This window comes from Sorangium sp. So ce176 (assembly GCF_051519835.1).
Classification (GTDB): Bacteria; Myxococcota_A; Polyangia; order Polyangiales; family Polyangiaceae; genus Sorangium; species Sorangium cellulosum_G.
In genome coordinates, this window is sequence record NZ_CP150371.1 from 10,660,967 (window position 1) to 10,686,083 (window position 25,117).

General features: G+C 72.7%; 15 protein-coding genes and 2 tRNA genes. 11 read left to right on the forward strand and 6 right to left on the reverse strand.

Translation table 11 applies throughout. The features are described from left to right. The first annotated feature begins 2 nt into the window (after positions 1-2). Positions 3-362, forward strand: coding sequence for a FeoA family protein (locus WMF42_RS40330; protein WP_437688365.1), 360 nt, complete (start codon positions 3-5; stop codon positions 360-362). Then, positions 359-2,323: a ferrous iron transporter B gene (gene feoB, locus WMF42_RS40335; RefSeq protein ID WP_437688366.1), complete on the forward strand. Its 1,965-nt coding sequence runs from the start codon at positions 359-361 to the stop codon at positions 2,321-2,323. Before WMF42_RS40330 ends, feoB begins: the two co-directional genes overlap by 4 nt. Before the next feature lie 162 nt (positions 2,324-2,485). Here the strand turns inward: feoB and WMF42_RS40340 are convergent, their stop codons facing one another. Further along, positions 2,486-3,901 carry a sugar porter family MFS transporter gene (locus WMF42_RS40340; protein ID WP_061610480.1) on the reverse strand — a complete coding sequence of 472 codons (1,416 nt, stop codon included), beginning with the start codon at positions 3,899-3,901 and terminating at the stop codon, positions 2,486-2,488. 513 nt (positions 3,902-4,414) lie between these two features. Between WMF42_RS40340 and WMF42_RS40345 the strand changes: the two genes are divergently transcribed. From WMF42_RS40345 to WMF42_RS40360, 4 genes are all read left to right on the forward strand, one after another. Continuing rightward, a complete protein-coding gene (locus WMF42_RS40345) occupies positions 4,415-5,674 on the forward strand; it encodes a metallophosphoesterase family protein (RefSeq protein WP_061610479.1) in 1,260 nt (419 codons plus the stop codon). Next, complete coding sequence (locus WMF42_RS40350; protein ID WP_437688367.1) at positions 5,671-9,174, forward strand: AAA family ATPase; 3,504 nt, start codon at positions 5,671-5,673, stop codon at positions 9,172-9,174. The genes WMF42_RS40345 and WMF42_RS40350 overlap by 4 nt, the downstream gene beginning before the upstream one ends. Before the next feature lie 7 nt (positions 9,175-9,181). Beyond that, the gene (locus WMF42_RS40355) at positions 9,182-15,079 is read left to right on the forward strand and encodes a DUF3320 domain-containing protein (RefSeq protein ID WP_437688368.1); all 5,898 of its coding nucleotides are present in this window, start codon (positions 9,182-9,184) and stop codon (positions 15,077-15,079) included. A 177-nt stretch (positions 15,080-15,256) separates the two neighbouring features. Next, on the forward strand, positions 15,257-15,433 hold the full coding sequence (locus WMF42_RS40360; RefSeq protein WP_155798714.1) for a hypothetical protein: 177 nt from the start codon (positions 15,257-15,259) through the stop codon (positions 15,431-15,433). 130 nt (positions 15,434-15,563) lie between these two features. On the opposite strand, the gene WMF42_RS40365 is transcribed toward WMF42_RS40360, so the two are convergent. Further along, a tRNA-Lys gene (locus tag WMF42_RS40365) sits at positions 15,564-15,636 on the reverse strand. A 79-nt stretch (positions 15,637-15,715) separates the two neighbouring features. Further along, a tRNA-Arg gene (locus WMF42_RS40370) sits at positions 15,716-15,789 on the reverse strand. Between the two features lie 230 nt (positions 15,790-16,019). On the opposite strand from WMF42_RS40370, the gene WMF42_RS40375 reads away from it, so the two are divergent. Further along, on the forward strand, positions 16,020-17,123 hold the full coding sequence (locus WMF42_RS40375; protein ID WP_437688369.1) for a penicillin-insensitive murein endopeptidase: 1,104 nt from the start codon (positions 16,020-16,022) through the stop codon (positions 17,121-17,123). A gap of 32 nt (positions 17,124-17,155) precedes the next feature. Here the strand turns inward: WMF42_RS40375 and xth are convergent, their stop codons facing one another. Beyond that, a complete protein-coding gene (xth, locus tag WMF42_RS40380) occupies positions 17,156-17,965 on the reverse strand; it encodes an exodeoxyribonuclease III (protein ID WP_061606620.1) in 810 nt (269 codons plus the stop codon). Positions 17,966-18,044: 79 nt separating this feature from the next. Further along, complete coding sequence (locus WMF42_RS40385; protein ID WP_437688370.1) at positions 18,045-18,917, reverse strand: alpha/beta fold hydrolase; 873 nt, start codon at positions 18,915-18,917, stop codon at positions 18,045-18,047. Between the two features lie 53 nt (positions 18,918-18,970). On the opposite strand from WMF42_RS40385, the gene WMF42_RS40390 reads away from it, so the two are divergent. After that, positions 18,971-19,546: a pentapeptide repeat-containing protein gene (locus WMF42_RS40390; RefSeq protein ID WP_437688371.1), complete on the forward strand. Its 576-nt coding sequence runs from the start codon at positions 18,971-18,973 to the stop codon at positions 19,544-19,546. 34 nt (positions 19,547-19,580) lie between these two features. Here WMF42_RS40390 and WMF42_RS40395 read toward each other — a convergent pair whose 3' ends face one another. Beyond that, the gene (locus tag WMF42_RS40395) at positions 19,581-20,243 is read right to left on the reverse strand and encodes a response regulator (protein WP_434043867.1); all 663 of its coding nucleotides are present in this window, start codon (positions 20,241-20,243) and stop codon (positions 19,581-19,583) included. A gap of 329 nt (positions 20,244-20,572) precedes the next feature. Here WMF42_RS40395 and WMF42_RS40400 point away from each other — a divergent pair, with 329 nt between their 5' ends. The 3 genes from WMF42_RS40400 (at position 20,573) to WMF42_RS40410 (ending at position 25,113) form a co-directional block, all read left to right on the forward strand. Then, positions 20,573-20,977: a response regulator gene (locus WMF42_RS40400; protein ID WP_061606623.1), complete on the forward strand. Its 405-nt coding sequence runs from the start codon at positions 20,573-20,575 to the stop codon at positions 20,975-20,977. Positions 20,978-21,148: 171 nt separating this feature from the next. After that, positions 21,149-24,130, forward strand: a complete 2,982-nt coding sequence (locus tag WMF42_RS40405) for a glycoside hydrolase family 65 protein (protein ID WP_437688372.1) — start codon at positions 21,149-21,151, stop codon at positions 24,128-24,130. Continuing rightward, positions 24,124-25,113 (forward strand): universal stress protein, encoded by a 990-nt coding sequence (locus WMF42_RS40410; RefSeq protein WP_061610970.1) that lies wholly within the window; start codon positions 24,124-24,126, stop codon positions 25,111-25,113. Before WMF42_RS40405 ends, WMF42_RS40410 begins: the two co-directional genes overlap by 7 nt. Positions 25,114-25,117: the final 4 nt, after the last annotated feature.

A 25,117-nucleotide genomic window follows, 5' to 3' on the forward strand; every position in this document is an offset into this window, starting at 1 on the left:
CCATGATTCCCGGCGCCTCCTCCCCTCTTCCGACCGACCCGAGCTCCTCCACCACCCTGAGCCCGACCGGCGTGTCCGCGGGGCCCCGCGGGGCGCGCGACGCTCCCGCCGCGGGCCCGCTCGCGGAGGTGCGCGCCGGTGAGCGGGCCATCGTGGTCGAGATCGGCCTCGACGCCGATCTCGCCGGGTGGCTCGGCGCGATGGGGCTCGGCCCCGGCCAGACGCTCACGCTGATCCGGCGCGCGGTGTTCGGCGGCCCCCTCCATGTGCGCACCGGCTCCGGGGGCGAGCTCGCGATCAACGCGGCGCTCGCCCGCTCGATCCTGGTCGCGCCCCTGCCCCAGCCGGGGCGGAGCCCGTGACCGAGGCGTTCGGCGAGGCGCGCACGGACGCGCGCGCGGCCCGCGTACAGGCGGCGATCGAGCGGCCGCTCGTCGCGCTCCTCGGTCGGCCGAACTCGGGCAAGTCGTCGCTGTTCAACCGGCTGACCGGCGGCAGCGCGCACGTCGGCAACTTCCCCGGCATCACGGTCGACATCCTCACCGCCGACGTCCGCCTCGCCGGCGGGAAGGCGGTGACGATCGCGGACCTCCCAGGGCTCTACTCGATCGAGGCCGTCGTCGACCCCGCGACGGACGAGGGCGTCGCGCGCCGCTTCCTCGACCGCACGGGCGAGGGCGGGCGGCCGCGCCTCGTCGTCCAGGTGCTGGACGCGACGCAGCTCGCGCTCGGCCTGCGGCTCACGCGCGAGCTCGTGCGGCGCGGGCTCGCGCCGCTCGTCGTCGCCACCCAGCGCGACGTGCTCGAGGGCGAGGGGCGCGGGCTCGACCTCGGCGCCCTCGAGCGCGCCATCGGCCTCCCGGTGGTGCTCGTGAGCGCGAGGGACCCGGCCGCGCGCGGCGTGGTGCTCGACGCGATCACCGCGCGGCTCGACGCCATCGCCGCAGGCGCCGCGCAGGCCCCCGGCGCCGCCGCGTGGGATCCGGATGCGGTCGCGCGCGCCGCGCACGTCGAGGCGCCGCTGCGCGACGCCGCCGCGGAGCGGCGGAGGACCTTCACCGCGCGCGCGGACGCCGTGCTGCTCCACCCGGCGGTCGGCCCGGTCCTGTTCCTCGGGCTCATGGCGCTGCTCTTCGCCGCCGTCTTCCTCGTCGCCACCCCGGCCACCGAGGCGCTCGACGCGGCGATCGGCCAGCTCGGCGGCGTCGTGTCCCGCGCCCTCGGCGAGGGGCTCGCCGCCTCGTTCGTCGTCGACGGCCTGCTCGGCGGCGCGGGCACGGTGCTCGCCTTCATGCCCCAGATCGTGGTCCTCACGGTCGCCATGGAGCTGCTCGAAGCGAGCGGCTACCTCGCGCGCGGCGCCTTCCTCGTCGACCGCCTGCTCCAGCTCATGGGGCTGAGCGGCCGCGCGTTCCTCCCGCTGCTCATGGGGCACGCGTGCGCGGTGCCCGCCGTGCACGCGACGCGCATCCTCCGCGATCCGCGCGAGCGGCTCACGGCGATCCTCGTGCTGCCGCTCATGGCCTGCTCCGCGCGGATCCCGACCTACGGGCTCCTGCTGACGACCTTCTTCGCCGCCCACGGCGCGTGGGTGCAGGCGCTGCTCTTCGTCGCGCTCTACGTCGCCGGCATCTTCTCCGGGCTCGCCGCCTCGCTCGTGCTCCGCCGCACGGCGACCCGCGGGCGCTCGCTCCCCATGGTGCTCGAGATGCCGGCGTACCGGAGCCCCGAGCCGCGCCTCGTCGCCCGCCAGGCGGCCCGGGCGGCGTGGCGGTTCACGCGCGAGGTCGGGACCGTGATCCTGGCCGTCTCGGCCGTGCTGTGGGTGCTCCTGAAGGTCCCCATGCCGGGCGCCGCCGCGCCGGAGCCGCCGGCCGCCGCGGCCGAGACCGCGGCGACGCCGCTCGCGTCGAGCATCGCCGGCGGCGTGGGGCGCGCGCTCGAGCCGGTGACCGCGCCGCTCGGCTTCGACTGGCGCATCAACGTCGGCCTCATCGGCTCGTTCGGCGCGCGCGAGGTCATGGTCGGGACGATGGGCGTCATCTTCGGCATCGAGGGCGCCGACGACGAGCCCGCGCCGCTCGCCGAGCGGATCCGCGAGGCGAGGCGCCCGGACGGGACGCACGCGTACTCGACGCGCACGGGGCTCGCGCTGCTCGCGTTCTTCGTCCTGGCCTGTCAGTGCATGAGCACCGTGGCGGCGATCCGCCGCGAGACGAAGACGTGGCGCTGGCCGGCGTTCGTCCTCGCCTACAGCTACGCGGCGGCGTACGTCGCGGCGCTCGTGGTCTACCAGGGGAGCGGGCTGCTCGGGATCCCGTGACCCAGCGCGGGATGGCCGGCGCCGGGTCCGGATGTCGCCCGAGCACCGGAGGCCCGAGAGGAGATACGGTGACCGAGCAAGGAAGAGACGAGCGACGCTCATCCGCCCCGTTCCGCTGCTTCGACCGGCTGGACGCGGAGATCCCCGCAGCACGCTGACACATCACATCTCTTCAAGCTCCTTGCCCTTCGTCTCGGGGACGAAGGCGATGACGAACACAAGCGAGGCCGCCGCCGCGGCGGCGTAAAGCCCATAGGCGATGCCCAGGCCGGCCACCTTGAGCGAGGGGAATGTCGCGCTCACGAGGAAGTTCGCCAGCCATTGCGCGGCGGCCGCGATCGAGAGGGCGAGGGCGCGGATGCGGTTCTCGAACATCTCGCCGAGCAGCACCCAGGTCACCGGGCCCCACGACGCCCCGAAGCAGAAGACATAGAGGTTGGCCGCGAGCAGCGCGACGGGGCCGGCAGCGCCCCTCAGGACGGGGTTGCCCGCGGCGTCCTCGCCCGCGGCGCCGAACACGGCCGCCATGGTGCCGAGCGTCAGCGCCATCCCGATGGAACCCGCGATGAGCAGCGGCCTGCGCCCGAGGCGGTCGACTGTCGCGATGGCGACGAAGGTGGTCGCGATGTTCGTGACGCCGGTGATGACGGTGATGGCGAGGGAGCTTCGCTCGGAGAACCCGACCGCCTGCCAGAGGACGCTCGAGTAGTAGAAGATGACGTTGATGCCCACGAGCTGCTGAAATGCCGAGATGCCGATGCCGATCCAGACGATGCGGAGCAGCCCGGAGCGCCCCCGCAGGTCCGCGAGCCTCGGCCGTCGCTCGGACGAGAGCGTCTTCTGGATCTCGACGAGCTTCGAATCGGCGGCCGCGCCGAGGAAGCCGCGGAGCACGACGAGCGCCTCGGTCACGCGCCCCCTCGCCGCAAGATAGCGCGGGGACTCGGGGATGAGCAGCGCGCCGATCCCGTAGAGGAGCGCCGGCGGGATGGCGCTCCAGAACATCCATCGCCAGGCGCTGGCCCCGAGCCAGAACGGGCTCGCGGCCGAGCCCGCGGACGTCGCGATCGCATAATCGCCGAGCAGGGCGACGAAGATGCCGACGACGATCGCGAGCTGCTGGAGCGATCCGAGGCGGCCGCGCAGGTGAGCCGGCGCGATCTCCGCGATGTACGCAGGAGCGACGACGCTCGCCGCGCCGATGGCGACGCCGCCGAGCACCCTCCACGCGCTGAAGTCCCAGGGCGAGACCGCCGCCCCGGAGCCCGCCGCGCTGACGACGAAGAGCAGGGACGTCGCGAGCATCGTGCGCGTCCGGCCGTGGCGGTCCGCCAGCCTGCCTGCGAACACAGCGCCGACGGCCGCGCCGAGCAGCGCCGAGGACACCGACAGGCCCACCGTGGCCGCGTGCGCGGCGAACATGCTCTCCAGCGCGCCAACGGCACCGTTGATCACGGCGGTGTCGAAGCCGAACAGGAAGCCGCCCAGCGCGGCGACGGACGCGATAAGGGCGACCCGTACCGTCGAGACGTGCTGCTCAGCGTGCCCGTGCCCCTGCTGCGCCGTGGGATCTCGCATGAGCCCGGTGAACCACGAAGCATGCCGCCGGGACTCGCCGCCTCGAGCGCCGCAGGCCCTCCTGGCGCTGCCGCGAGGCGGCGCGCTGGCAGGCTCCGAGACCAGGCCTCGGCGCCCCCGCGCCGGTGGAGCAGCGCCTCGAGTCGCTGCTCGCGCAGCAGCGGGTGGCGCATCAACGGCTCGTCCAGGCGCTCGCGCTCGAGGGCGGCTCCTCCCGAGCGCGGTACCGGTACTGACATGGACCGCCTGTGCCGCACCCTGCTACGAGTTCGTCTCGCCGCGAGGCATCACTCCAGCGAACCCCCGTGTGGACAAAGCTGCGCCAGAGCGAGCGAATGTCCGTCTTCGCATCACTGAACCTTCGGCCAGCATGACACGCGTGCGCGGCATGTGATTTACAAACGTGCGGCTTGAACACACCCCGGCACGATGAGGGCGGCACGCCAACGATCTGGGGCCAGGCCAACGAGTGAATCCGCTGTTTGCTGGTTGTTTTCGTGAGGGGGGGACAACTTGAAGTTCGTTCATTGTGCAGACGTTCACCTCGACAGCCCCCTGCGAGGGCTGAGCGCCTATGACGGCGCGCCTGTCGAGTCGCTCCGCGGCGCCACGCGCAGAGGGTTCGAGAATCTGGTCAACCTGTGCATCGAGGAAGAAGCGGACTTCCTCGTCATCGCCGGCGACCTCTACGACGGCGAATGGCTCGATTTCAACACGGGGCTCTACTTCGCCAAGCAGATGGCGCGCCTCGGGCAGCGCGGCATCGCCGCGTACGTGGTGCGCGGCAACCACGACGCAGAGAGCAAGATCACACAGCGACTGTCTCCGCCCGACAACGTCCATGTCTTCGGCTGGAAGAAGGCGGAGACGGTCACCATCGAGCGGCTCAAGGTAGCGCTGCACGGCCAGAGCTTCGCGAAGCGCGATACGCTCGAGAACCTCGCCGCGAGCTACCCGACGCCGAGGAAAGGCTGGTTCAACATAGGCGTGCTCCACACCGCGCTCGATGGACGCGAGGGGCACTCGGGCTATGCGCCCTGCGCGCTCGATCACCTGCGCGCCCGCGGCTACGACTACTGGGCGCTCGGCCACGTTCACAAGCGCGAGGTGCTCTGCGAGGACCCGTGGGTGGTCTTCCCCGGCAACGTGCAGGGTCGCCATGTGCGCGAGTCGGGGGCCAAGGGGTGCACGGTCGTGAGCGTCGATGACGGCCAGGTCATCACGGAGCACCGCGCGGTCGACGTGCTCCGCTGGGCCTGTGTGATCGTCGACGCCTCCGGCGCGGGGACGCCGGAGGACGTGCTCGACCGCGTCCGTGACGCGATCCGCCGCGAGCGCGAGGAGGCCGAGGGGCGCTTCCTCGCGGCCCGGATACGGATCGAGGGCCGCTGCGACGCACATGACGCCATCCTCCGGCACCCGGACCTGTGGAAGCACCAGGTCCGCGCCGCCGGGGTCGAGGCGGGCCAGGACGACGTGTGGGTCGAGAAGGTGGAGACCGCTACCCAGCCGCTCCGCGACCTCGACGAGGTCCGGAGGCGTGACGACGCGATCGGCGAGCTCCTGCGCTCGGTCCGCGAGGTCGTCGAAGACCCGGGCGCGATCGGCGCGCTTGTCGAGGAGATCGACAAGCTGCTGAGCAAGCTGCCCCATGACGTGCGCGAGGCGATGGCGCTGTCCGACCTGCGCGACCCCGAGCAAGCCCGCATGCTGATCGACGACGCCGAGCAGCTGCTCCTCGCGCGCATCGACGCCTGGGGCGCGGCGCCGTGAGGCTCATCGAGCTCCACCTCAAGGCGTTCGGCCCGTTCACCGAGCGGACGCTGACCTTCGGTGACAAGGCGGGCGTCGTGCACGTGGTGTACGGCCGGAACGAGGCCGGGAAGACCTCGACGCTTCGCGCGCTCGGCGACCTGCTCTTCGGGTTCCCGCACCTCTCGCCGGCCGCGTTCCTGCACGACGAGCGGGCGCTCCGCGTGGGGGCCGCCATCGAGAGCGACGCCGGCGCCACGCTCCGGTTCCTCCGCCGCAAAGGACGCGTGAAGACGCTCCTCGACCCCGAGGAGGGCGCCCTCGACGACGGCGCCCTCAAGCCGTTCCTCGGAGCCCTGGAGCGCCCGTTCTTCGAGCGGATCTTCGGCCTCGATCACGAGCAGCTCCGCGAGGGCGGCGAAGCGCTGCTCAAGGACGGCGGGGACGCAGGGCTCGGCCTCTTCGAGGCGGGCGCGGGGCTCGCCGGCATGCGCAAGGTGGTGGAGGAGATCGACGGCGACGCGGGCAAGCTGTTCCGCCCCCGAGGCCAGAACCAGCTCATCAACGAGGCGCTGAAGCGGCTCGCCGAGGTGCGCAAGGAGCTCAAGCTGCGCGCGCTCTCGGGCGACGAGTGGCGGACGGTCCGCGACGAGCTCACAGGTGTCCGGGTGCAGCTCGAGAACGTCAGCAAGCGCGTGCAGGAGCTCTGGGCGGAGCGGGAGCGACTGCACCGGATCCAGCGCAACCTGCTGCCGCTCTCGGAGCGGAGCGCGCTGCTCGCGGAGCTCGCGTCCCTCGCTCTCGTGCCCGATCTCCCCGACGACGCGCCGGCGCAGCGGCAAGAGGCGGAGTCGTCGCTCGGGGAGGCCAGACGCCGGCTCACCGGGGCCGAGCAGGAGATCGTGCGCCTCTCGGGGCAGCGCGACGCGATCACCCCACGCGAGGCCGTGCTGAGGCAGGTCGACGCGATCGAGCGGCTCGCGCGCCAGCGGGGCGACATCGAGAGCAAGCTCGCCGATCTGCCGAAGCGCGAGGCCGAGCTGCGCCAGGTACGGACGGAGATCACGCGCCTGCTCGCGCAGGCGGGCTTCAAGGCGAAGGACGCCGAGGCGCGCGAGATCCTGCCCCGGCGCCCCGAGGTCGCCGCCATCCGCGAGATGATCCGCGAGCAGCAGCGGCTCGGCGCAGAGCACGAGCAGGCCCGCAAGACGGTCGAGGGCCACGAGGTCGAGCTGCGCACGGCCGAGGGGGCCCTGGGGCGCGCGGTCGAGCCGAGGGACACGGCGCCGCTCGCCGCCGCCGTGGGTGAGGCGCTGAAGCTCGGAGATCCCGGCAAGGGCCTCCGCGCCGCGCAGACGGAGGCGGCGGCCGCCAGCGAGGCGCTCGCGCAGGCGCTGCGCAAGCTGGCCTTCTGGACGTCCGGCGACGTGGAGCTCGAGGCGCTCCCGGTCCCTCCGGACGCGATCATCGACCGCTTCGCCAGCGCGTTCCGCGACGCGCATGAGCAGAAGATACGGGCGCGCGGCGCGCTCGACGACGCGCGCCGGGAGCTCGAGCGCGCCGAGGCCGAGCTGATCCGCTTCGACGCCGCCGGCGAGGTCCCGACGGCGGAGGCCGTGCGCAGCGCCCGCCGGCGCCGCGACAGGGGCTTTCGGCTCCTGCGCCGCGGGTTCATCGACGGCCGGGAGGACATCGCCGCGGAGGCTGCGGCCTTCGCGCCCGGCCTGCCGCTCGCCGACGCGTACGAGGACAGCGTCGCGGCCACCGACGAGCTGGCCGATACGCTGCGCGCCGAGGCGGCGCGCGTGGAGCGCCATCGCTCGCTCGTCGCGGAGGTCGCGCGCCGGCGCGAGCTGGTCGCGGCGCAGGAAGGCGAGCTCCGGGGCGTCGAGGCGAGCGCGACACGGACCGAGGAGGAATGGCGCGCGCTCTGGCCGTCGCTCGGCTTCGCGCCGCAACCGCCGGACGAGATGCTCAAGTGGCTCGCGCAGCGCGCGCGCGTCCTCGAACGCAGCGCCGCCGCCCGCGCGCGGCAGGACGCGCTCCGCGAGCTGGAGGACGCACACTCGAGCGCACGGCTGTCGATCGGCCGAGCGCTCATGCTCGTCGGCGAGGAGGGCGCGGGCGGCGACGAGGACCTCGCCGCGCTTCTCGCGCGCGCGCAGCGCCTCGTCGAGCAGAGCGCTGCGGAGCGGAGCGAGCGCAAGTCGCTGCTCCAGACGATCGACAGCCTGCGCTCCAAGCGCGACGCCGCGCGGCAAAGCTACGCCTACAAGGAGGCGCAGCTCGAGGGGTGGCGCGAGCGGTGGGGCCTGTTCGCGAACAGGTTCGGACGCGGCCTCACCGTCATGCCCGCGGAGATGGAGGCGGTCCTGGATCTCTGCGATGAGACAAGCCGCAAGCTCGATGACGCGGACACGCTCGAGCATCGCATCCGCCGTATCGGGGAGGACAGGATCGCGTTCGAGCGAGCCGTGGGCGCATGCGTCGCGGCCGCCGCCCCCGAGCTCACGGGGCTGGACGCCGTGGGCGCGGCCGATCGCCTCGCGAAGGTGCTCGCCTCGGCGCGGGGCGACGAGGAGCGGCGCGCGGGCCTGGAGGCCGAGATCGCGCACCACGAGCGCATCCTCGACGAGTGCCGCGCGGCCATCGCGCGTCACACCGCCAAGCTCGAGGAGCTCTGCCGGAACGCGTGCTGCTCGACGCTCGACGACCTCCGCGCGATCGAGCGCACGTGGCAGCAGCGGCGCGACGTGGAGCGCCGGCTCGGCAGCCTCGAGCGGCACCTCCTCGCCGGGGGCGGGGGGCGCTCGCTCCAGGATCTCGCGGCCGAGGCCGCGGGCGCGAACGGCGACACGCTGCCTGGGCTGATCCAGGAGCGGGAGGAGGAGGCAAAGCAGCTCGACGCCGAGAAGACGGAGCTCGCGCGCAAGGAGGGTGAGCTGCGCACCCGGTTCGACGCGATGAGCGGCGGCGACCAGGCCGCGCTGGCCGCCCAGAGCGCCCAGGCCGAGATCACCAAGATCCACGAGGGGGCGGAGCAATGGATCCGGCTGACGCTCGCGAGCGCGCTGCTCCAGCGTGGGATCGAGCGCTATCGCGAGAGGAACCAGGGGCCGATCCTCGGCCGTGCCAGCGCGCTCTTCGAGCGCCTGACGCTGAGCTCGTTCGCGCGCCTGGCCGTCGAGTTCGGGAAGGACGACGAGCCGGTCCTCCTCGGCGTTCGAGCGGATGGCAAGAGCGTGGGCGTCGAGGGAATGAGCGACGGCACCCGGGATCAGCTCTTCTTCGCGCTTCGGCTGGCGGTCGTCGAGCAGTATGTCAGCCGCAATGAGCGCCTCCCCTTCGTCGCGGACGACATCTTGATTCACTTCGACGACCCTCGATCCGAGGCAGCGCTCCGCATCCTCGGCGACCTGGCGGAACGCACGCAAGTGCTCTACTTCACCCATCACGAGCACATGGTCGAGACAGCGAGGCGGGCGCTCGGCTCCGAGCGGCTCGTCGTGCACACGCTTTGAGGCAGGCATGACAACCCAGGAGCAGCCGACGACCGCTGTCGAGCTCGAGCACACCCGGACCCTGACGTTCGCCCTCGAGCAAGCGGGAGTGCCCATTGTCTCTTCCGTGCAGATCCGGAACAGCGGCTCGGCGCCGCTCGAAGGTGCGGTGCTCACGATCGAGCTCGCCCCGGAGCTCGGCGCGCCGGTGCAGGTCCAGGTGCCTACCGTGCACGGCGGAGAATCCACCGACCTTGGCATCGTGGATCTCCCCCTGCCGCCGGAGCGACTGCGCGCCCTCACCGAAGCCGAACGTGCCCGGATCGCGTGGAGGCTTGTCGCCGGCGGACAGGCCCTCGCCGGGGGCTCCGGCGCCATCGACGTGCTCGCGTACAACGAGTGGCCCGGGCTGCGCGCGCCGCCGGCGCTGCTCGCGATGTTCGTCACGCCGAACCACCCGGTCGTCACGCTCCTGCTCCGCCAGGTGCGCGACCGACTCGGCCGGGCGACCGGCAGCAACGCGCTCGACGGCTACCAGAGCCGCTCCACGGCCCGCGTCACGGCGATGGTCACCGCGCTCTACGAGACGCTCCAGAGCTTCGGGATCTCGTACGCGGAGATGCCGGCGAGCTTCGAGGAGGTGGGGCAGAAGGTCCGCTTCCCCGATCGCATCCTCGAGGACCAGCTCGCGAACTGCCTCGACATGACGCTGCTCGCGGCCGCGTGCCTCGAGCAGATGGGCCTCCGGCCGTTGATCGTCACCGTCCACGGTCACGCCTTCCCTGGCGTGTGGCTCGTGGACGATCGCTTCCCGGAATGCGTGGTGAACGACGCCGCCCGGCTGCGCACGACCGTGGCGCTCGAGCAGCTTCTCTTTTTCGACTCGAGCACCATCATCCACTCACCGGCCCCCCGCTTCGAGCGCGCGAAGGCGGTGGCGACCGACTACCTGTCACGGGACGAGGAATTCGTCTTTGCCGTCGACGTCCGGGTCGCCCGCATGGACCGCTACAGGCCGCTCCCTCTCCGCGACCTCCTGCGCGCCGCCTCGGCGCAGCTCGCCCTCGCGGCGGCCCCGGGCCGAGTCACCGAGGAAGCCCGGACCCTGCTCCTCGAGGCGGCGCAGATGCCGCTCGAGGACCCCCCGCCCGTCGTCGCTGTGCGCCCAGCCGACCCCGTCAGCGCGCGGCTCAAGCAGTGGCGCGACCGCCTGCTCGATCTCTCGCTCCGCAACCGGCTCTTGAACTTCCGGGCCGATGTCAAGGGATCGGTCCCGCTCGAGGTCCCGGACGCGGCGGCCTTCGAGGACGCGCTGGCCGAAGAGAAGGCCTTCGACCTGTTCCCGCGGCCGTCCGATGGCCGGGACACGCGCGACGCCAAGCTCGCCAAGGCGCGCTCCGAGGACGCGGAGATCCAAGCGCGCCTGCGCGAGGACCTGAAGAAGGGCATCGTGCATAGCCCGCTGTCGGAGGTGGACCTTCGGACCCGGGCCGTCCACCTCGATCGCAGCGCGCGAACGGATCTGGAGGAGGGCGGCGCCAACACGCTTTACGCTGCGATCGGGTTCCTGCGCTGGTACGAGTCCGAGTCCAGCGACAAGCCTCGCTTCGCGCCGCTCTTGCTCGTGCCGGTGGCGCTCGAATACCAGCGGACGACGAGGCGCCTCCGCCTGCGGGGTCTGCCGGAGGAGGCAGTACCGAACGTCACGCTCGCCGAGAAGCTACATCGCGATTTCGCTGTCGATCTCGGCGCCCTCGCGAACCTTGACGCGGATGAGCACGGGCGCGACGTCCCGGCGATGTTTCGCGCCGTGCGCCAGGCCATCCAGCGGATGCCGCGCTGGGAGGTGAGCGAGGAGGTCCACCTCGGGCTCTTCACGTTCACCAAATTCCTGATGTGGCGCGATCTGGGGGACAACGCCGCGGCGGTCCTGGAGAACCCCGTCGTGCGCCACATCGCTTCCGGCGCGCAGACGGCTTTCCCCAACGCCGCGCCGGCGATGGATCCGCGCGCGCTCGATGATGCCGTGTCGCCGGCGCGCCTGCCCGTCGTCGTGGACGCCGACTCGACGCAGATGGCCGCCGTCACCTCGGCGCTCGCCGGGCGCTGCTTCGTGCTCCAGGGTCCGCCGGGGACCGGCAAGTCGCAGACGATCACCAACCTCATCGCCGCTGCAATGGCGGAGGGCCGCACCGTGCTCTTCGTCTCGGAGAAGATGGCCGCGCTCGACGTGGTGAAGCGGCGCCTCGATCAGGCGGGTCTCGGCGACTTCTGCCTCGAGCTGCACAGCCACAAAGCGCAGAAGAAGCAGGTCATCGAGTCGTTCGGGAAGAGCCTTTCACGCGCTGCGATGACGGCGCCGTCGGCCTGGGAGCAGCGCTCGGCAGAGCTCGGGAAGCTGCGAGCAGAGCTCAACGCCTATACGCGCGCGCTCCACGCGCCGCGCCCGCTCGGGCGCAGCTTCTACCAGGCGAGCGCGCGCCTCCTCGCCCTGGCCAGCGCGCCGAAGATCCCCGTCGTCTTCGCCAACGTCATGTCCGCGACCGACGTGCAGCTCCGTGGGCTGCTCGAAGCGGCGAACGCCTACGCTGTGGCATCTCGCGACGTGGACCCGATCACCGCGCACCCATACCGGGACGCACGGCTCATGGAATGGTCGGCGCAAGGCGAGCAGGCCTTACGCGCAGAGGTGGAAGGCGCGATCCGGGCCATTGGGGCGGTTGACGCGACCGCGCGGCAGCTTGCATCCCTCCTCGGCGTTCCCATGGCGGAGTCGCTCACCGGGATCGACGAGCTCGTGCAGCTCGGGGCCGCGGCCGCGCGCGGCCCCGTCCCCCCTTTGCTCATCGACGAGGCGGGCAGCGCAGATCTGCGCCGGCGGATGCACGAGTGGATCGGGCGGACGCGGACGCTCGCGGAGTGGCGGGAGCGGCTCGGGAGGCGCTGGCAGGACTCCGTCTACCAGCTGGACCTCGAGGCGCTCGAGGCTCTGTTCAAGCGCTGGGCGCAGAGCTTCTTCCTGTTCGCGCTCCTGTTCCTGTGGGGCGCCCGCTCGCGTCTCAAGCCGGTGGTGCGCGGCGCGCTGCCGCCCAATCAAGAGATCTCCAGCGATCTCACCCTCGCGCGCGCGGCGCTGGGCAACGCGGAGCAGATCGAGCGCGACCGGGCGGGGCTGGTCCACGCCTTCGGTGGCTGCTGGACGGGGAGCGACCACGACGATCCTGCGCCTGTGCTTGCGCGGGCCGATGCGTTCCGCGCGGCGCTCCGCCGCTACAGTGCCTCCTCCTCGGCTCCGCTCGACCGGGTCGTCGCGCTCACCGACCCCGCGCTCTCCCCGGAGCGCCGCAACGTCGTTGCCGCGCAGGCACAGACCCTGTCCGGCGCGATGACCGCGCTGCGCACGCACGTGCAGGCCGTGGTTGCGGGGATCGCGCCCTTCGGCGGTGTGTGGCCCGATGACGCCCGCCCGGGCTACCTGCACATGGCGCACGAGCTCCTGTCTCGCTGGCATCAGGGTTTTGGCGCGTTCCGGTCCTTTTGTCTCTACCGGAAGCAGGCGGCGCAGTTCACGCAGTGGGGTACCGGGCCCATCGTCGCTGCACACCAGGCCGGGACGCTCCGCTCGGGCGATGTTGTCGCGTGCACCGAGCGTTCGTTCTTGCAGGCCTGGGTGGACGCGATTCGCGACGCCGAGCCCGCGCTCCGGACGTTCGACGGGCCGAACCGCCACCGGCTGGTGGAGCGCTTCCGGAGCGCCGACGAGGAGCACATCCAGCTCGGCCGTCAGCGCATCGCCGAGGTCCTGCAAGCGCGGCTGCCGCAGGTGGACGGCGCGCTCTCGGAGGCGTCGGAGACGGGCAGGCTCCAGCGCGAGCTGCGCAAGAAGGCCCGACACCTGCCGATCCGGCGGCTCCTTGGCGAGATGCCGAACGTGTCGACGCGCCTCAAGCCCTGCTTTCTCATGAGCCCGCTCTCCGTGGCGCAGTACCTCCCGGCGGACGGGCGGCGCTTCGACCTCGTGGTGTTCGACGAGGCCTCGCAGATCTGCACCCACGATGCGATTGGGGCCATCGCCCGGGGCAGGCAGGTGGTGATCGTGGGCGACTCGCGGCAGCTCCCGCCGACGAGCTTCTTTCAGCGCGGGGTCGCGGACGACGCGCCGGTGGACGACAACGACGTCGAGGAGCTCGAGAGCATCCTCGACGAGGCAGTCGCCGCCGGATTGCCGCAGCAGATGCTCGGCTGGCATTACCGCAGCCGGCACGAAGCGCTCATCGATTTCAGCAATCAGCACTACTATGAGGGGCACCTGAACGTGTTCCCGGCGGCGCACGGCCGCGTGCCCGAGCTCGGCGTCGAGTGGCACCCCGTACCCGGCGGTGTGTACGACAAGAGCAAGTCGCGGACGAACCGTGCGGAGGCCGAGGCGCTCGTCACCCATCTCGTGAGCGCTCTCCGCGGCACCCCGCCGGGCGAGCGGAGCTTCGGGATCGTGACCTTCAGCATGGCGCAACAGCTCCTCATCCAGGATCTGCTCGACGAGGCGCGCGGGAAAAGCGCGGAGGTCGAGGCGCACTTCTCGAGCAGCCTGACGGAGCCAGTCTTCATCAAGAACCTGGAGAACGTGCAGGGCGACGAGCGAGACGAGATCCTGTTCAGCGTAGGGTACGGTCCGGATGAGTCCGGGCGCGTCTGGATGAACTTCGGCCCGCTCAACCGCAGCGGCGGCGAGCGCCGTCTGAACGTCGCCATCACGCGCGCGCGGATGAAGCTGCGCGTCTTCTCCACGCTGACGCATGAGCAGATCGACCTCACGCGGACGAACGCGACCGGCGCGCGGCATCTCAAGGCATTTCTTCGCTATGTCGCGGAGCGCGGCAGCTCGACGCAAGAGCGCCCGGTGCTGCGCAGCGGCGACTTCGACAGCGACTTCGAGCGCGAGGTGTACGAGGCCCTGATCGCCAAGGGGTATCGGGTGGACTGCCAGGTCGGGTGCGGCTCGTACCGCATCGATCTCGCGGTGGTGCATCCCGAGCGGCCGGGCGTCTACCTGCTGGGCATCGAGTGTGACGGCGCCAGCTACCATTCGGCGGCGACCGCGCGCGATCGCGATCGGCTCCGGCAGCAAGTGCTGGAAGGGCTCGGATGGAAGCTGCATCGAGTCTGGTCTTCCGACTGGTGGTTCCAGCGCTCTCGCGAGCTCGAGCGGCTCGAAGAGGCGGTGCGGCGCGCTCTGGAAGAAGGCAGCAGGGCGCCCACCCCACGTCCACCGGCGGCCATCGCCTCGGCGCCGCTCCAGGAGGCGCGGACACCCACGCCGCCTGCTGCGAGCGTCACCGCGAGCCCCGATCTGACACCGAAGCCTCCGCCGGCCACACCCTACGTGAAGGCGGAGCTCGCGCCTGCTCCATTCGGCGTGGACGCGATCTATAGCGGAGCTGGAGCTCGGGAGCTGCGCGCGCGCCTGCTCGGCATCCTCGCTGTGGAGGCGCCTATCCACCTCGACGAGCTCTCGCGGCGGATCGCTGCGTGCTTCGGAGGGTCGCGGATCACCGATCGCCTGCGGAACCACCTTACCGAGCACCTCCGTGGCATCCCGGGCATGGCTGTGATGCGGGGCGATTTCGTATGGCGCGCCGATCAGGCACACGACACGTGGTCCACGTTCCGCGGACCTGCGAGCACTGGAGATCCGCGCCCTGCGGAGCTCGTGCCCCCCGAGGAGATCGCCGCCGCTGCAGCCTGGCTGCTCTCGCGTAGCCTCTCCACCACCCGTGACGACCTGATCCGGGAGACAGCGCGCCTGTTCGGAATCCAGCGAGCGGGGCAGAAGGTCAGCGAGCGCATCGCTGTTGGCATCGAGCTCTTGAGGAAGTCCGGGCGCTGCGCGATGGAGGGAGAGCGGATCGAGTGGCGAGGTCGCTAGGAGGACAACCGGTTCACGCGATCTGGAGCAGATGCGCCAAGCGAGGGTGTTCGATGAGGCTTCCAGCGCTCATGCCTCTCACGGCACCTCGCCGGACGACCACAGCTCCGTGTGCGATGCGGGAGCGCCGCACCCACGCCTGGCCGGACGGCTGCTGAGCCCGGCGGTGACGTCGCCGTGAACCTCGTCGCCGGGGAGACCGCGGCGTGGATCACCGACCGGGCGGGGCACACGTCGTCGCAGAGCATCTACCGCGACAAACGACATGCCCGGACCCGCGCCGAGCGCAGCCTTGGCACCCTGAAGCTGCCGCACGAGGCCATCCCCGCGCTCGCCGGGGCGACGTCGACCTGACGCGCCGCTCAGAACACCGAAAGCCCGAAACCCCCCTGGGTCATCGGGCCTTCTAGCACCTGTACCGCGCTGCTTCTTGGATTGTCCCAGCCAGCCGCCAGGGCTGGCTGGATTCGTCAATCATTTCGGGTGGGCCATGAAGGACTTGAACCTTCAGCCAATGGATTAAGAGTCCACTGCTCTACCAATTGAGCTAATGGCCCGAATGGATTGTCAATCAACCGAACCTGTAACAGGTTCCCGGAGTCTCGCCAGGTCGCTTGAGTCGCCCGTTGAGCCCGGCACGCCCGGCCTGATTCGAACAGGCGACATTCGGATTCGAAGTCCGACGCTCTATCCAGCTGAGCTACGGGCGCTCCTGCGGTCCCCTCGGCGGGGCACGCGGAACGCTTCTAACCGCACCGGAGCGGTTGTGTCAAGGCGTTGAAGACATAGCGTGCGCAATTCTCAGGCCGCCCCCTTCCGTTGAGCTCGGACGGACGGCTTCCCAGGCCTCCCCCGCGGGACCTGCGGCCGCGCCTGGCCGGGGGCGGCTGCGAAAGAATTTCTCTGCGCGCGGCGCCGCGGGGTAGGGTCCGCCCCCGTCATGCCGCTGCTTCGCCCGCTCTCTCGCCGCGTCTTCGCTTCCCGGGGCCCGGTCGCCGCTCTCCTCCTCGCGCTCTCGGTCGCAGCGCCGGCCTTCGGCGCCCCGGCGAGCGCGGAGCCGGCCGCGGCGGAGCAGCGGCCGGCCAGCGGCAAGCACCCGCACGGCAAGCGCCGCGCGGCGCGCAGCCCGGCCGGCTCCGAGAACGGAGCGCGGGCGGCCCAGCGCGACGGCGCGAAGGCGAAGGCGAAGGCCCCCCAGCGCGCGACCAGGACGCGCGCCGCGAAGCGGGACGAGGCCTTCCGCGCGAAGCGCGGCGGCGCCGCCGCCGAGGCCGACGAGCGCAAGCTCCTGTCGAAGGGCGCTCCCAACCGGGGGCGGCTGACGGGCGCCGTGCGGCTCCGGTCGTCGCGGCACCTCAAGACGCGCGAGGGCGCCAGGACGTGGGGCCTGCCCGTGCTCGTGAAGGCCCTGCGGCGCGCCGCCTTCCAGGTGGCCAAGAAGCACGGCGACTCCGCGCTGCTCGTCGGGGATCTCTCGGCCAGGGCGGGCGGCCCGCTCGACGGGCACAACTCCCACCAGACGGGGCGCGACGCCGACGTCGGCTTCTACGTCGTGAACTCGAAGGGCAAGACGCTGCGCACGGAGCGGTTCGTGGCGTTCGACGACAGGGGCAACGCCATCGGCCTCCCCGGGGCGCGGTTCGACGACATGCGCAACTGGGCGCTCGTCGAGGCGCTGCTCCAGGACCGGCAGGCCGGGGTCAAATACCTGTTCGTGACCGACGCGCTGAGGGCGCGGCTGCTCGCCCATGCCGCGAAGAAGCGCGTGCCGGCGGAGCTCCGGGCCCGGGCCGCGGCCGCGATGATGAGCCCCAGGGACGCCGACCTGCACAACGACCACTTCCACATCCGCGTGGCGTGCCCGGCGTCGATGCGCGGCGCCTGCGTCGAGGAGTCGCTGGCCCGACCCGCGTGCGCCACGGGCGAGCCGAAGAAGGCGCGCGAGGCCGCGGAGGACGTCTACGTGGATGCCGCGGACGCTCCGGCGCCCGCGGCCGCCCCGCCCGCGGCGGGCGCGGCCGCGCAGGCAGACGCCCCCCGCTGACGTCCGGCCGCGCCCAGGCCGCCGGCGCTGCCTCAGGCCGCCGGCGCGGCCCCGGGCGGCGCCGCGCCGTCCGCGAGCTCCACCACGACCGGCGCGTGATCCGAGGGCCGCTGGAGCTCCCGCGGGCGCGTGTCGATCGCGACGTCCGTGCAGCGCGCCGCGAGCGGGCGCGTCACCAGCGCGAGGTCGATGCGGAGGCCCTTGTTGCGCCGGAACGCGCCCATCCGGTAGTCCCACCAGCTATAGGCGGCCTTGCCCGGGTGGCAGGCGCGAAACGCGTCCACGAGCCCCCACTCCATCAGGCGCCCCAGCGCGGCCCGCTCGTCCGGATGGAAGAGCACCTGCCCTTCCCACTTCTTCGGCTCGGCGACGTCGATCGGCTCCGGCGCGACGTTGAAGTCGCCGCAGATCAGGAGCTGCTGATCGGGGCTGTAGCGCGCCTCGAGCTCGCTCCGCAGCCGCCCGAGCCACGCGAGCTTGTAAGCGAAGGCCGGCGTGCCCACCGCCTGCCCGTTCGGCACGTAGACGTTGATGATCCGGACGCCCTCGACCGTGGCCGCCAGCATGCGCCGGGCGACGTCCTCCTCGTCGCCGTCGAGGCCCTTCTTCACGTCGTCGATCGAGAGGCCGAAGCGCGCGGCGATCGCGACGCCGTTGTAGCTCTTCTGGCCGAAGACGATCGAGCGATAGCCCACCTCGGAGAGCGCGGCCTCGGGGAAGCTCCCGTCCTCGACCTTGGTCTCCTGCAGGCAGACGACATCGGGCGCGGCGCGGACCAGCCAGCTCGTGAGCTGCTCGAGCCGCGTGCGGATGGAGTTCACGTTCCAGGAGGCGATGCGCATAGGTCCGCTCACCGATAATGGAGGGAGCCCAGGGCGAAAAGCCTGGATCGCGGCCGCGCGCCCGCTGCCGAGGATTCGCCTAGAGGGCGGACCGGATCACCTCGAAGAGGCCTTCCGGGTCATCGACGTGCAGCCAGTGCCCGGCGGTCGGCAGCACGTGGACCGAGACCCAGGGCGCGCGCGCCGCGAGCGCCTCGAAGCGGGCGCGCGACGCCGGCGAGATCGACGCCGATCGGCCGCCGAGCACCACGTGGATGCGTCGCTCCTCGGCGCCGGCGCCGGCCGGCGCCGGCGGGTCCTCCAGGACGTGCCAGAGATCGCTGGCGAAGTAGTCGGCGAGCAGCGCGTTCAGCACGTCCAGGTCGAGGCGGATGCGGAAGCCGTCGCCCTCGCGGCGGACGTTCATCGCCAGCCACTCCGCGATGCCGCGGCTGAGCCCGGCGGCCTGCACCGCCTCCAGGAACGCCTCGCGCGACGCGATCGGCTGCGGGATCGCGCGGAGCAGCTCGAGCACGCCGGGGCTCTCCGAGCCGCTCTCGCCGGCGGAGCTGGCGCTCGGATCGGCGTCGAGGATGAAGCCGCGCTCGAGCCCCTCGGGACGGCGCTCGAGGTACGCGAGGGCCACCTTGCCGCCGAACGAGTGGCCCATCACGCCGCGAACGTCGAGGCCGAGGCGGTCGCCGAGCCGGAGCAGGTCGTCGGCCGCCGCCGCGATCGTGTGCGGCGCGGGCGGGCCCTGCGACATGCCGTGGGCCCGCAGGTCGACCAGGATGAAGCCCCACGGCCGCGCGGCAGCGCCGGCGGCCTGCGCCTCGACGAGGCGCCGGACGAAGGTGCGCCAGTTGGCGCCCGAGCCGAAGATGCCGTGCAGCACGAGCATCCAGCGGGCGGGCGACGTGGAGGGCGCGGAGACGAGGGCGTGATGGGGCACGAAGCCGTCGTGTGCGTTCATGGCTCTCCAGGCCGCGCGAGCGCGCGACCTGCGGCTAGCGCTAGCATGGACGCATGGCCAAGAAGCCCCCGATCGCGCCGTCGCGCGCCGACACCGCGGAGGACCAGGTCACCCGGCCGGCGGCGCCCGAGCGCTTCCACGGCGCGACGCTCGCCGGGGCCGACTTCGACGACGTCGACCTGCGCGGCGCCCGCTTCCACAACGTCGCGCTCGCCGGGGCCGACTTCGACGACGTCGACCTGCGCGGCGCCCGCCTCCACAACGCCGCGCTCGCCGAGGCCGAGCTCGACGACGTCGACCTGCGCGGCGCCCGCCTCCACAACGCGACCCTCGCCGGCGCGTCGATCGACGACACCTCGCTCGCCGGCGCCCGCATCGACGACGCCGACGCCGCGTCGACCCGCTGGTCCGACGTGAGCCTGCGCGGCGCCCGCATCGAGGGATCGGACCTCCGCGACGTCGAGATCGTCGGCTGCACGATCGATGGGCTCACCATCGACGGCGTGCGCGTCGATCGCCTGCTCGAAGAGGCGAAGGGACGATCGAGCGCGAGACCGACGCCGGAGACGACGAGGAAGAGAGCGCTGCCGAAGAAAGAGAAGTCGAGGCGCGCCGCTCCCCGGAAATGAGAGGGCGAGCGCCTCGCGCGCGATCGGGGCCGGGTTACGCCTCGATCAGCCCGGTTCGCACCGCGATGCGGGTCAGCTCGACCGCGCTCTTGCACCCGAGCTTCGCGTAGATGCGCACGCGGTGGGTCTCCACCGTCTTCGGGCTGATCGTGAGCCGCGCGGCCGTCTCGCGCGTCGACACGCCGGCCGCGAGCAGCCGCAGGACCTGACGCTCGCGCGGCGTCAGCGCGTCGAGGCCGCCAGAGCCCTCGCTCGCCGGCTTGCGCATCGCGCGCACGACGGCGCCCGCGATGCTCGAGGACAGCGGCGCGCCGCCCGTCGCGATCCGACGGATGCCCTCGACGACCTCCTCGAGCTTCGACGTCTTCACGAGGTACCCCTGCGCGCCCGCGCGCAGCGCCTCGGCGACGCGGAACTCGTCGTCGTAACCGCTCAGCACGAGGAGCTTCGCCTGCGGCAGCTGCGCTCTCAGGGCTCCGAGGAGCTCGATGCCGTCCCGGTCGGGGATGTTGAGATCGACGAGCACGACGTCGGGCTTGCAGCTCGCCGTCTCGCGCAAGGCATCGGCCGCCGTCCCAGCCTGGCCCACGACGACCATGTCGGGCTCGTCCGAGAGCGCTCGAGCGAAGCCTTCGCGAACGACCGGGTGATCGTCGATGAGGTAGATGTGCAGCTTGCTAGCAGGGGTTTCCGCCATGATGACCACAGGGGGATTTGGATGTCCTTCGGACCACAATTCGATACCCATGAGCAGTACAAGTCAAGCTGCTCAGGTCGTCCTGGGAGGAACCTTACAGGGGTATCAGGTGCTCAACGATCTGCAAGCAGCGGCGCGGCGGCAAGCCCAATTGATAAGGAAAACTCCGTCCTGAGCGAGTTTCGGGGCTCGGTGGAGATCTGCGGTGTGGAAGGCATGACGCTTCGCTCCGCACTCCGCGCGAGCCTCCACCGGTGCCGCGACGGCGGCCGTCTGGTATCCTTCGCGCGCTTCATGCGCCGAAAAGGCCCGCGAACGAGGGAAGTTGGATGAGCTCGCCGGGCTTTTCCCCCAGCCTGACCTGCGCCTCCCCGCTCGGGGGCGCGGAGATCTTCGTCGTCGATGACGATCCGGCGCTCGTCGACTCGCTCATCGACCTGCTCTCCGATGAGGGGTACCGCGTCCAGGGCTTCACCCGCCCGCAGGAGGCGCTCGACCGCCTCGCCCGCGGCGCCAGGCCCCGGGCGGTGCTGCTCGACTACGTGATGCCCGAGATGACCGGCGAGGAGTTCCTGACCGCGCTCGCCGCCGCGGGCGTCGACGTGCCCGTCCTCCTGCTCTCCGGCGTGAGCGAGCTCAGCATCCGCGGTCCCGTGGCCGGCGTGCTCGCGAAGCCGTTCGACGTCGATCGGCTCCTCGTGGTGCTCGACCGGCTGATCCGCGCCGTGCGCTGATCCGCGCCGTGCAGCGCGAGCGCGCCGCCGCCCGCGCTGATCCCGACCTGCACACGCGCTGCGGCACGGTCCTCGCGTAGACCGCCCCGGGGGGAATCGGAGGATGGGGGGAATCGGAGGATGTCGTCGCTCCCAGACAGCGCGCCTATCCCAGACCGCGCGCCTTTCCTGATGCGAGGCGGGTCGAGCAGCCCCGCCGCCGCGAGCGCGCCGGCGGCGATCAGGCTGCCCGCCGAGCTGCACCACCGCTTCCGCTTCATCGCGATCGACGGGGGGCTCCTCGCGGAGGCGGGCGACCGCGCCGCGGCGCTGCTCGACGCGCTGCTCGCGATGGGGGCGCGCGTCGCCGTCCTCGCCGCCGCCGAGGCCGTGCCCGAGCTCGCGCGGCGGCTCGCGCGCCGCGCGCGGGCCGACGACCTCAGGCGCCTCTTCGTCGGCGCGCTCGGGGCGGCGGAGCTCCACGGCTTCGATCGCCGCGGCGAGGCGGTCCCGCTCCTCGCCCGCGCGGCGCCGGACGGCCGCTCCGCGCTCGCGGAGCTGCTCGCGCGCGTCGTCGCGCCGCTCCGCATCGAGCCGCGCGATCGGCTCGCGATCTCGCCCGACCCGCGCGGCGGCGCGCCGGCGGCGCACGCGGCCGGCGGGCTCCGCGACGCGCCGGAGCTCGCGGGCGCGATCCACGCGACCGCCGGCGCGCAGCGGCTCTGCGACATCCTCGCGCTCCAGCGCGAGCTCGACCTGGAGCTCGGCCCCCACGCGGCGCCGCGCGACGCCGCGTGGGTCATCGACGAGCCGGGGTTCGACGTCGCGCGCGAGCACGAGATCGAGTCGCTGCTCGCGATCGCCAACGGCTACCTCGGGTCGCGCGCGTCGCTCGCGGAGGGATCGAGCGTGTCGCGACCGGCGACGTTCATCGCGGGCGCGTTCGAGCCCTCGGCCGACGTGAGCCGCGTCCCGGAGCTCGTGATCGCCCCCGACTGGGGCCGGCTGAGCGTCGTCATCGAGGGCGAGCCGTTCTCCGCCGAGACGAGCGGCGTGCTCCACCACCGGCGGGAGCTCGACATGCGGCGCGGCGTGCTGCTGCGCGACTGCCTGCGGTGCGGCGAAGGAGGCCACCTCGCGCGCCTGTACACGCTCCACGCCGCCTCGCTCGCGGACCGCCACGTCCTGATGGAGGCGGTCAGCGTCGCCCCGCTGAACTTCACCGGGACGATCCGCGTCGACGCGATCCTGAGCGGCGACGTGAAGAGCGCGAGCGGCGCGGCGCACTGGGAGCGCTTCGCGGCGGACGCGAGCGCGCGCAGCCTGATCCTCGTCGGGCGCACGCACGGCGGGCTCGTCACCGCGATGACGTCGCACCTGCGCGTGCTCCCGGACCAGGCCGCGGAGGGCGCGCCCCCGCCCGAGGACGCGGAGGGCGCGCGTTGCGCGCGCACGTCCGACGCGCGCTCGATCGCCGAGCGCTGCGAGGTGAGCGTCCTCGTCGCCGAGCGGCGCCGCCTCTTCCGCACGACCACGCTGCACACCTCGCGCGACACCCCCGCGCCGCGCCAGGCGGGGGAGGCGCTCCAGGCGGAGCTCTCGGCCCGCACCATGGACGACCTGCTCGGCGAGCACGCGCGGGCGTGGGCGGAGCGCTGGCGCCGCGCGGACGTCGAGATCGACGGCGCCCCGAAGATCGAGCGGGCGCTCCGGTTCGCCCTGTACCACCTCATCGGCGCCGCGAACCCCGACGATCCGCGCTGCTCCGTCGGCGCGCGCGGGCTCAGCGGCGAGGCGTACCGCGGCCATGTCTTCTGGGACACCGACATCTTCCTCCTCCCCTTCTACGCGCACTGCTACCCCGAGGCCGCGCGCGCGCTCGTCCTGTACCGGCACCGCACCCTGCCGGCCGCGCGCCGCAAGGCGCGGGCGCTCGGCTACGAGGGCGCGCTCTACGCGTGGGAGTCGGCGGACACGGGCGACGAGACGACGCCGCCGCTCGTCATCACGCCGTTCGGCGAGGTGATCCGGGTGCTCTCCGGCGAGCAGGAGCACCACATCAGCGCCGACGTGGCGTACGCGGCGCACGCCTACGGCCGCGCGACAGGCGACCTCGACTTCGCGCGCGGCGAGGGCGCCGAGATCCTGATCGAGACGGCGCGCTTCTGGGCGAGCCGCGCCGAGCTCGGGCCGGACGGCCGCGCCCACATCCGGCGGGTCATCGGGCCGGACGAGTACCACGAGGGCGTGGACGACAACGCCTTCACGAACTGGATGGCGCGGTACAACCTCCGCGTCGCCGCGGCGACGGTCCGGCGCGGCGGCGTTCGGGGCGACGTGCTCGCGCGGCTCGACCTCCGCCCCGAGGAGGTCGACCGCTGGGGCGACGTCGCGGACCGCATGGTCCTCGGGATCGACCCGCAGACGGGCCTCATCGAGCAGTTCGCGGGCTACTTCCGCCTCGCGCCGTTCTCGATCGCCGACCACGCCGTGCGCAGCGCGCCGATCGACATGCTGCTCGGGCGCGAGCGGACGCAGGCCTGCCAGGTCGTGAAGCAGGCCGACGTCGTGCAGCTCATCGCGCTCCTCTGGAGCGCGGTGCCCCCGCGCGCCCGGCGCGACAACTTCCTCTACTACGAGCCGCGCACCGCGCACGGAAGCTCGCTGAGCCCGGGCGCCCACGCGCTCGTCGCCGCCCGGCTCGACCTCCACGCCCTCGCCGAGCGCTACTTCGACCAGACCGCCGACATCGACCTCGGCAACACGATGGGCAACGCCGCGGGCGGCGTGCACATCGCCGCGATGGGCAGCCTCTGGCAGGCGGTCGCGTTCGGCGTCGCCGGCATCACGCGCGTGCCGCGCAGCGAGCGCCCGGACGGGTCGGCCCGCGCGCCGCTGCCCCCGGCCGACGACGAGGCGATCGGGATCGAGCCGCACCTCTTGCCTGGGTGGCGGCACCTTAAGATCCCGATCGCCTGGCGGGGCCGCGCGCTCGAGATCCACGTGGAGGACGACGCGGTGGAGGTCGCGCTCGAGGGCAGCGCGCCCCTGCCGATCTGCGCGCTCGACGCGGGCGCGCCCGCCTGCGCTGTGCTGGCCGAGCCGGGCCGCCGCTACGTGGCGCGGCGGGCCGGCGGCCGGCTCCACCCCTGGGAGGAGGTCACGACATGGTGAGCGCCGCGCGCAACGGGTCGCCCGGCAGACGCGGAGCGCTGTCCGGATCGGTCTCCGACAGCGGGCCGCCCCGCCCGGCGCCCGAGGACGACGAGCCCTCGCCGATGAGCGGCGTGCGGAACAGGAACGTCCTCGTCGCCCTCCACGGGCGCCGCGTCCACCTCGGCGCCGTCGAGCTCGGGCGGCTCATCGCCGGCGCGCTCCGGGCGCCGCTGCACGGGCTCGTCGTGTCGTCCGAGCCGATCGAGCCGAGCGACGTGCCCGCCCACCTCGGGGTCGACCCGGAGGCGCTGCGCGGCGTGGTGCTGCACGTCCACGCGAGCGACGATCTCCCCGGCGCGCTCGCGTCCGCCACGGAGCGCCGCGAGGCCGCCTTCGTCGTCGTGGCCTCCGAGCCGGAGGAGCTCACGGACAACCCCCTCGGCGTCGGCTGCCTCGCCGCGCGCGCCCTCGAGGCCGCCGCGTGCGGCGTCGTCGTGATCGGCCCCGCGCACCGGCCGGCGACCCGGCTCCGGCGCATCCTGCTCCCGCTCGACGGCACCCCCAGCACGGCCGCCGCGATCACCCCCGCCGGGGAGCTCGCCCGCAGCCTCGACGCCGAGCTCGACATCGTGATGGTCGGCGGCGCCTCGCCGCGCGACGACGCGGAGGACGCGGCGCCCGTCTCGACGCCGGCGCCCTCCGAGCCGGGCGCGATGGTGGCGCCCCTCTACGTCGACCAGCCCCAGCACGAGTGGCCGGCGTTCACCGAGGAGTTCCTGGGCCGGTTCCTGAGCGCGATCGGCCACTGCCCCCACGACGTCTCCACGCGGTTCTTCCTCGGCAGGGGCGCGCCGGCGGCGGAGATCCTGCGCCTCGCCGGCGAGCTGGCGAGCGATCTCGTGGTGCTGGTCTGGCACGGCCAGCTCGCGGACCGGCACGGCGGCGTCTTCCGGGACGTGCTCCGCGGCGCCCCGTGCCCGGTCATGGTCCTGCGGCGGTAGACCG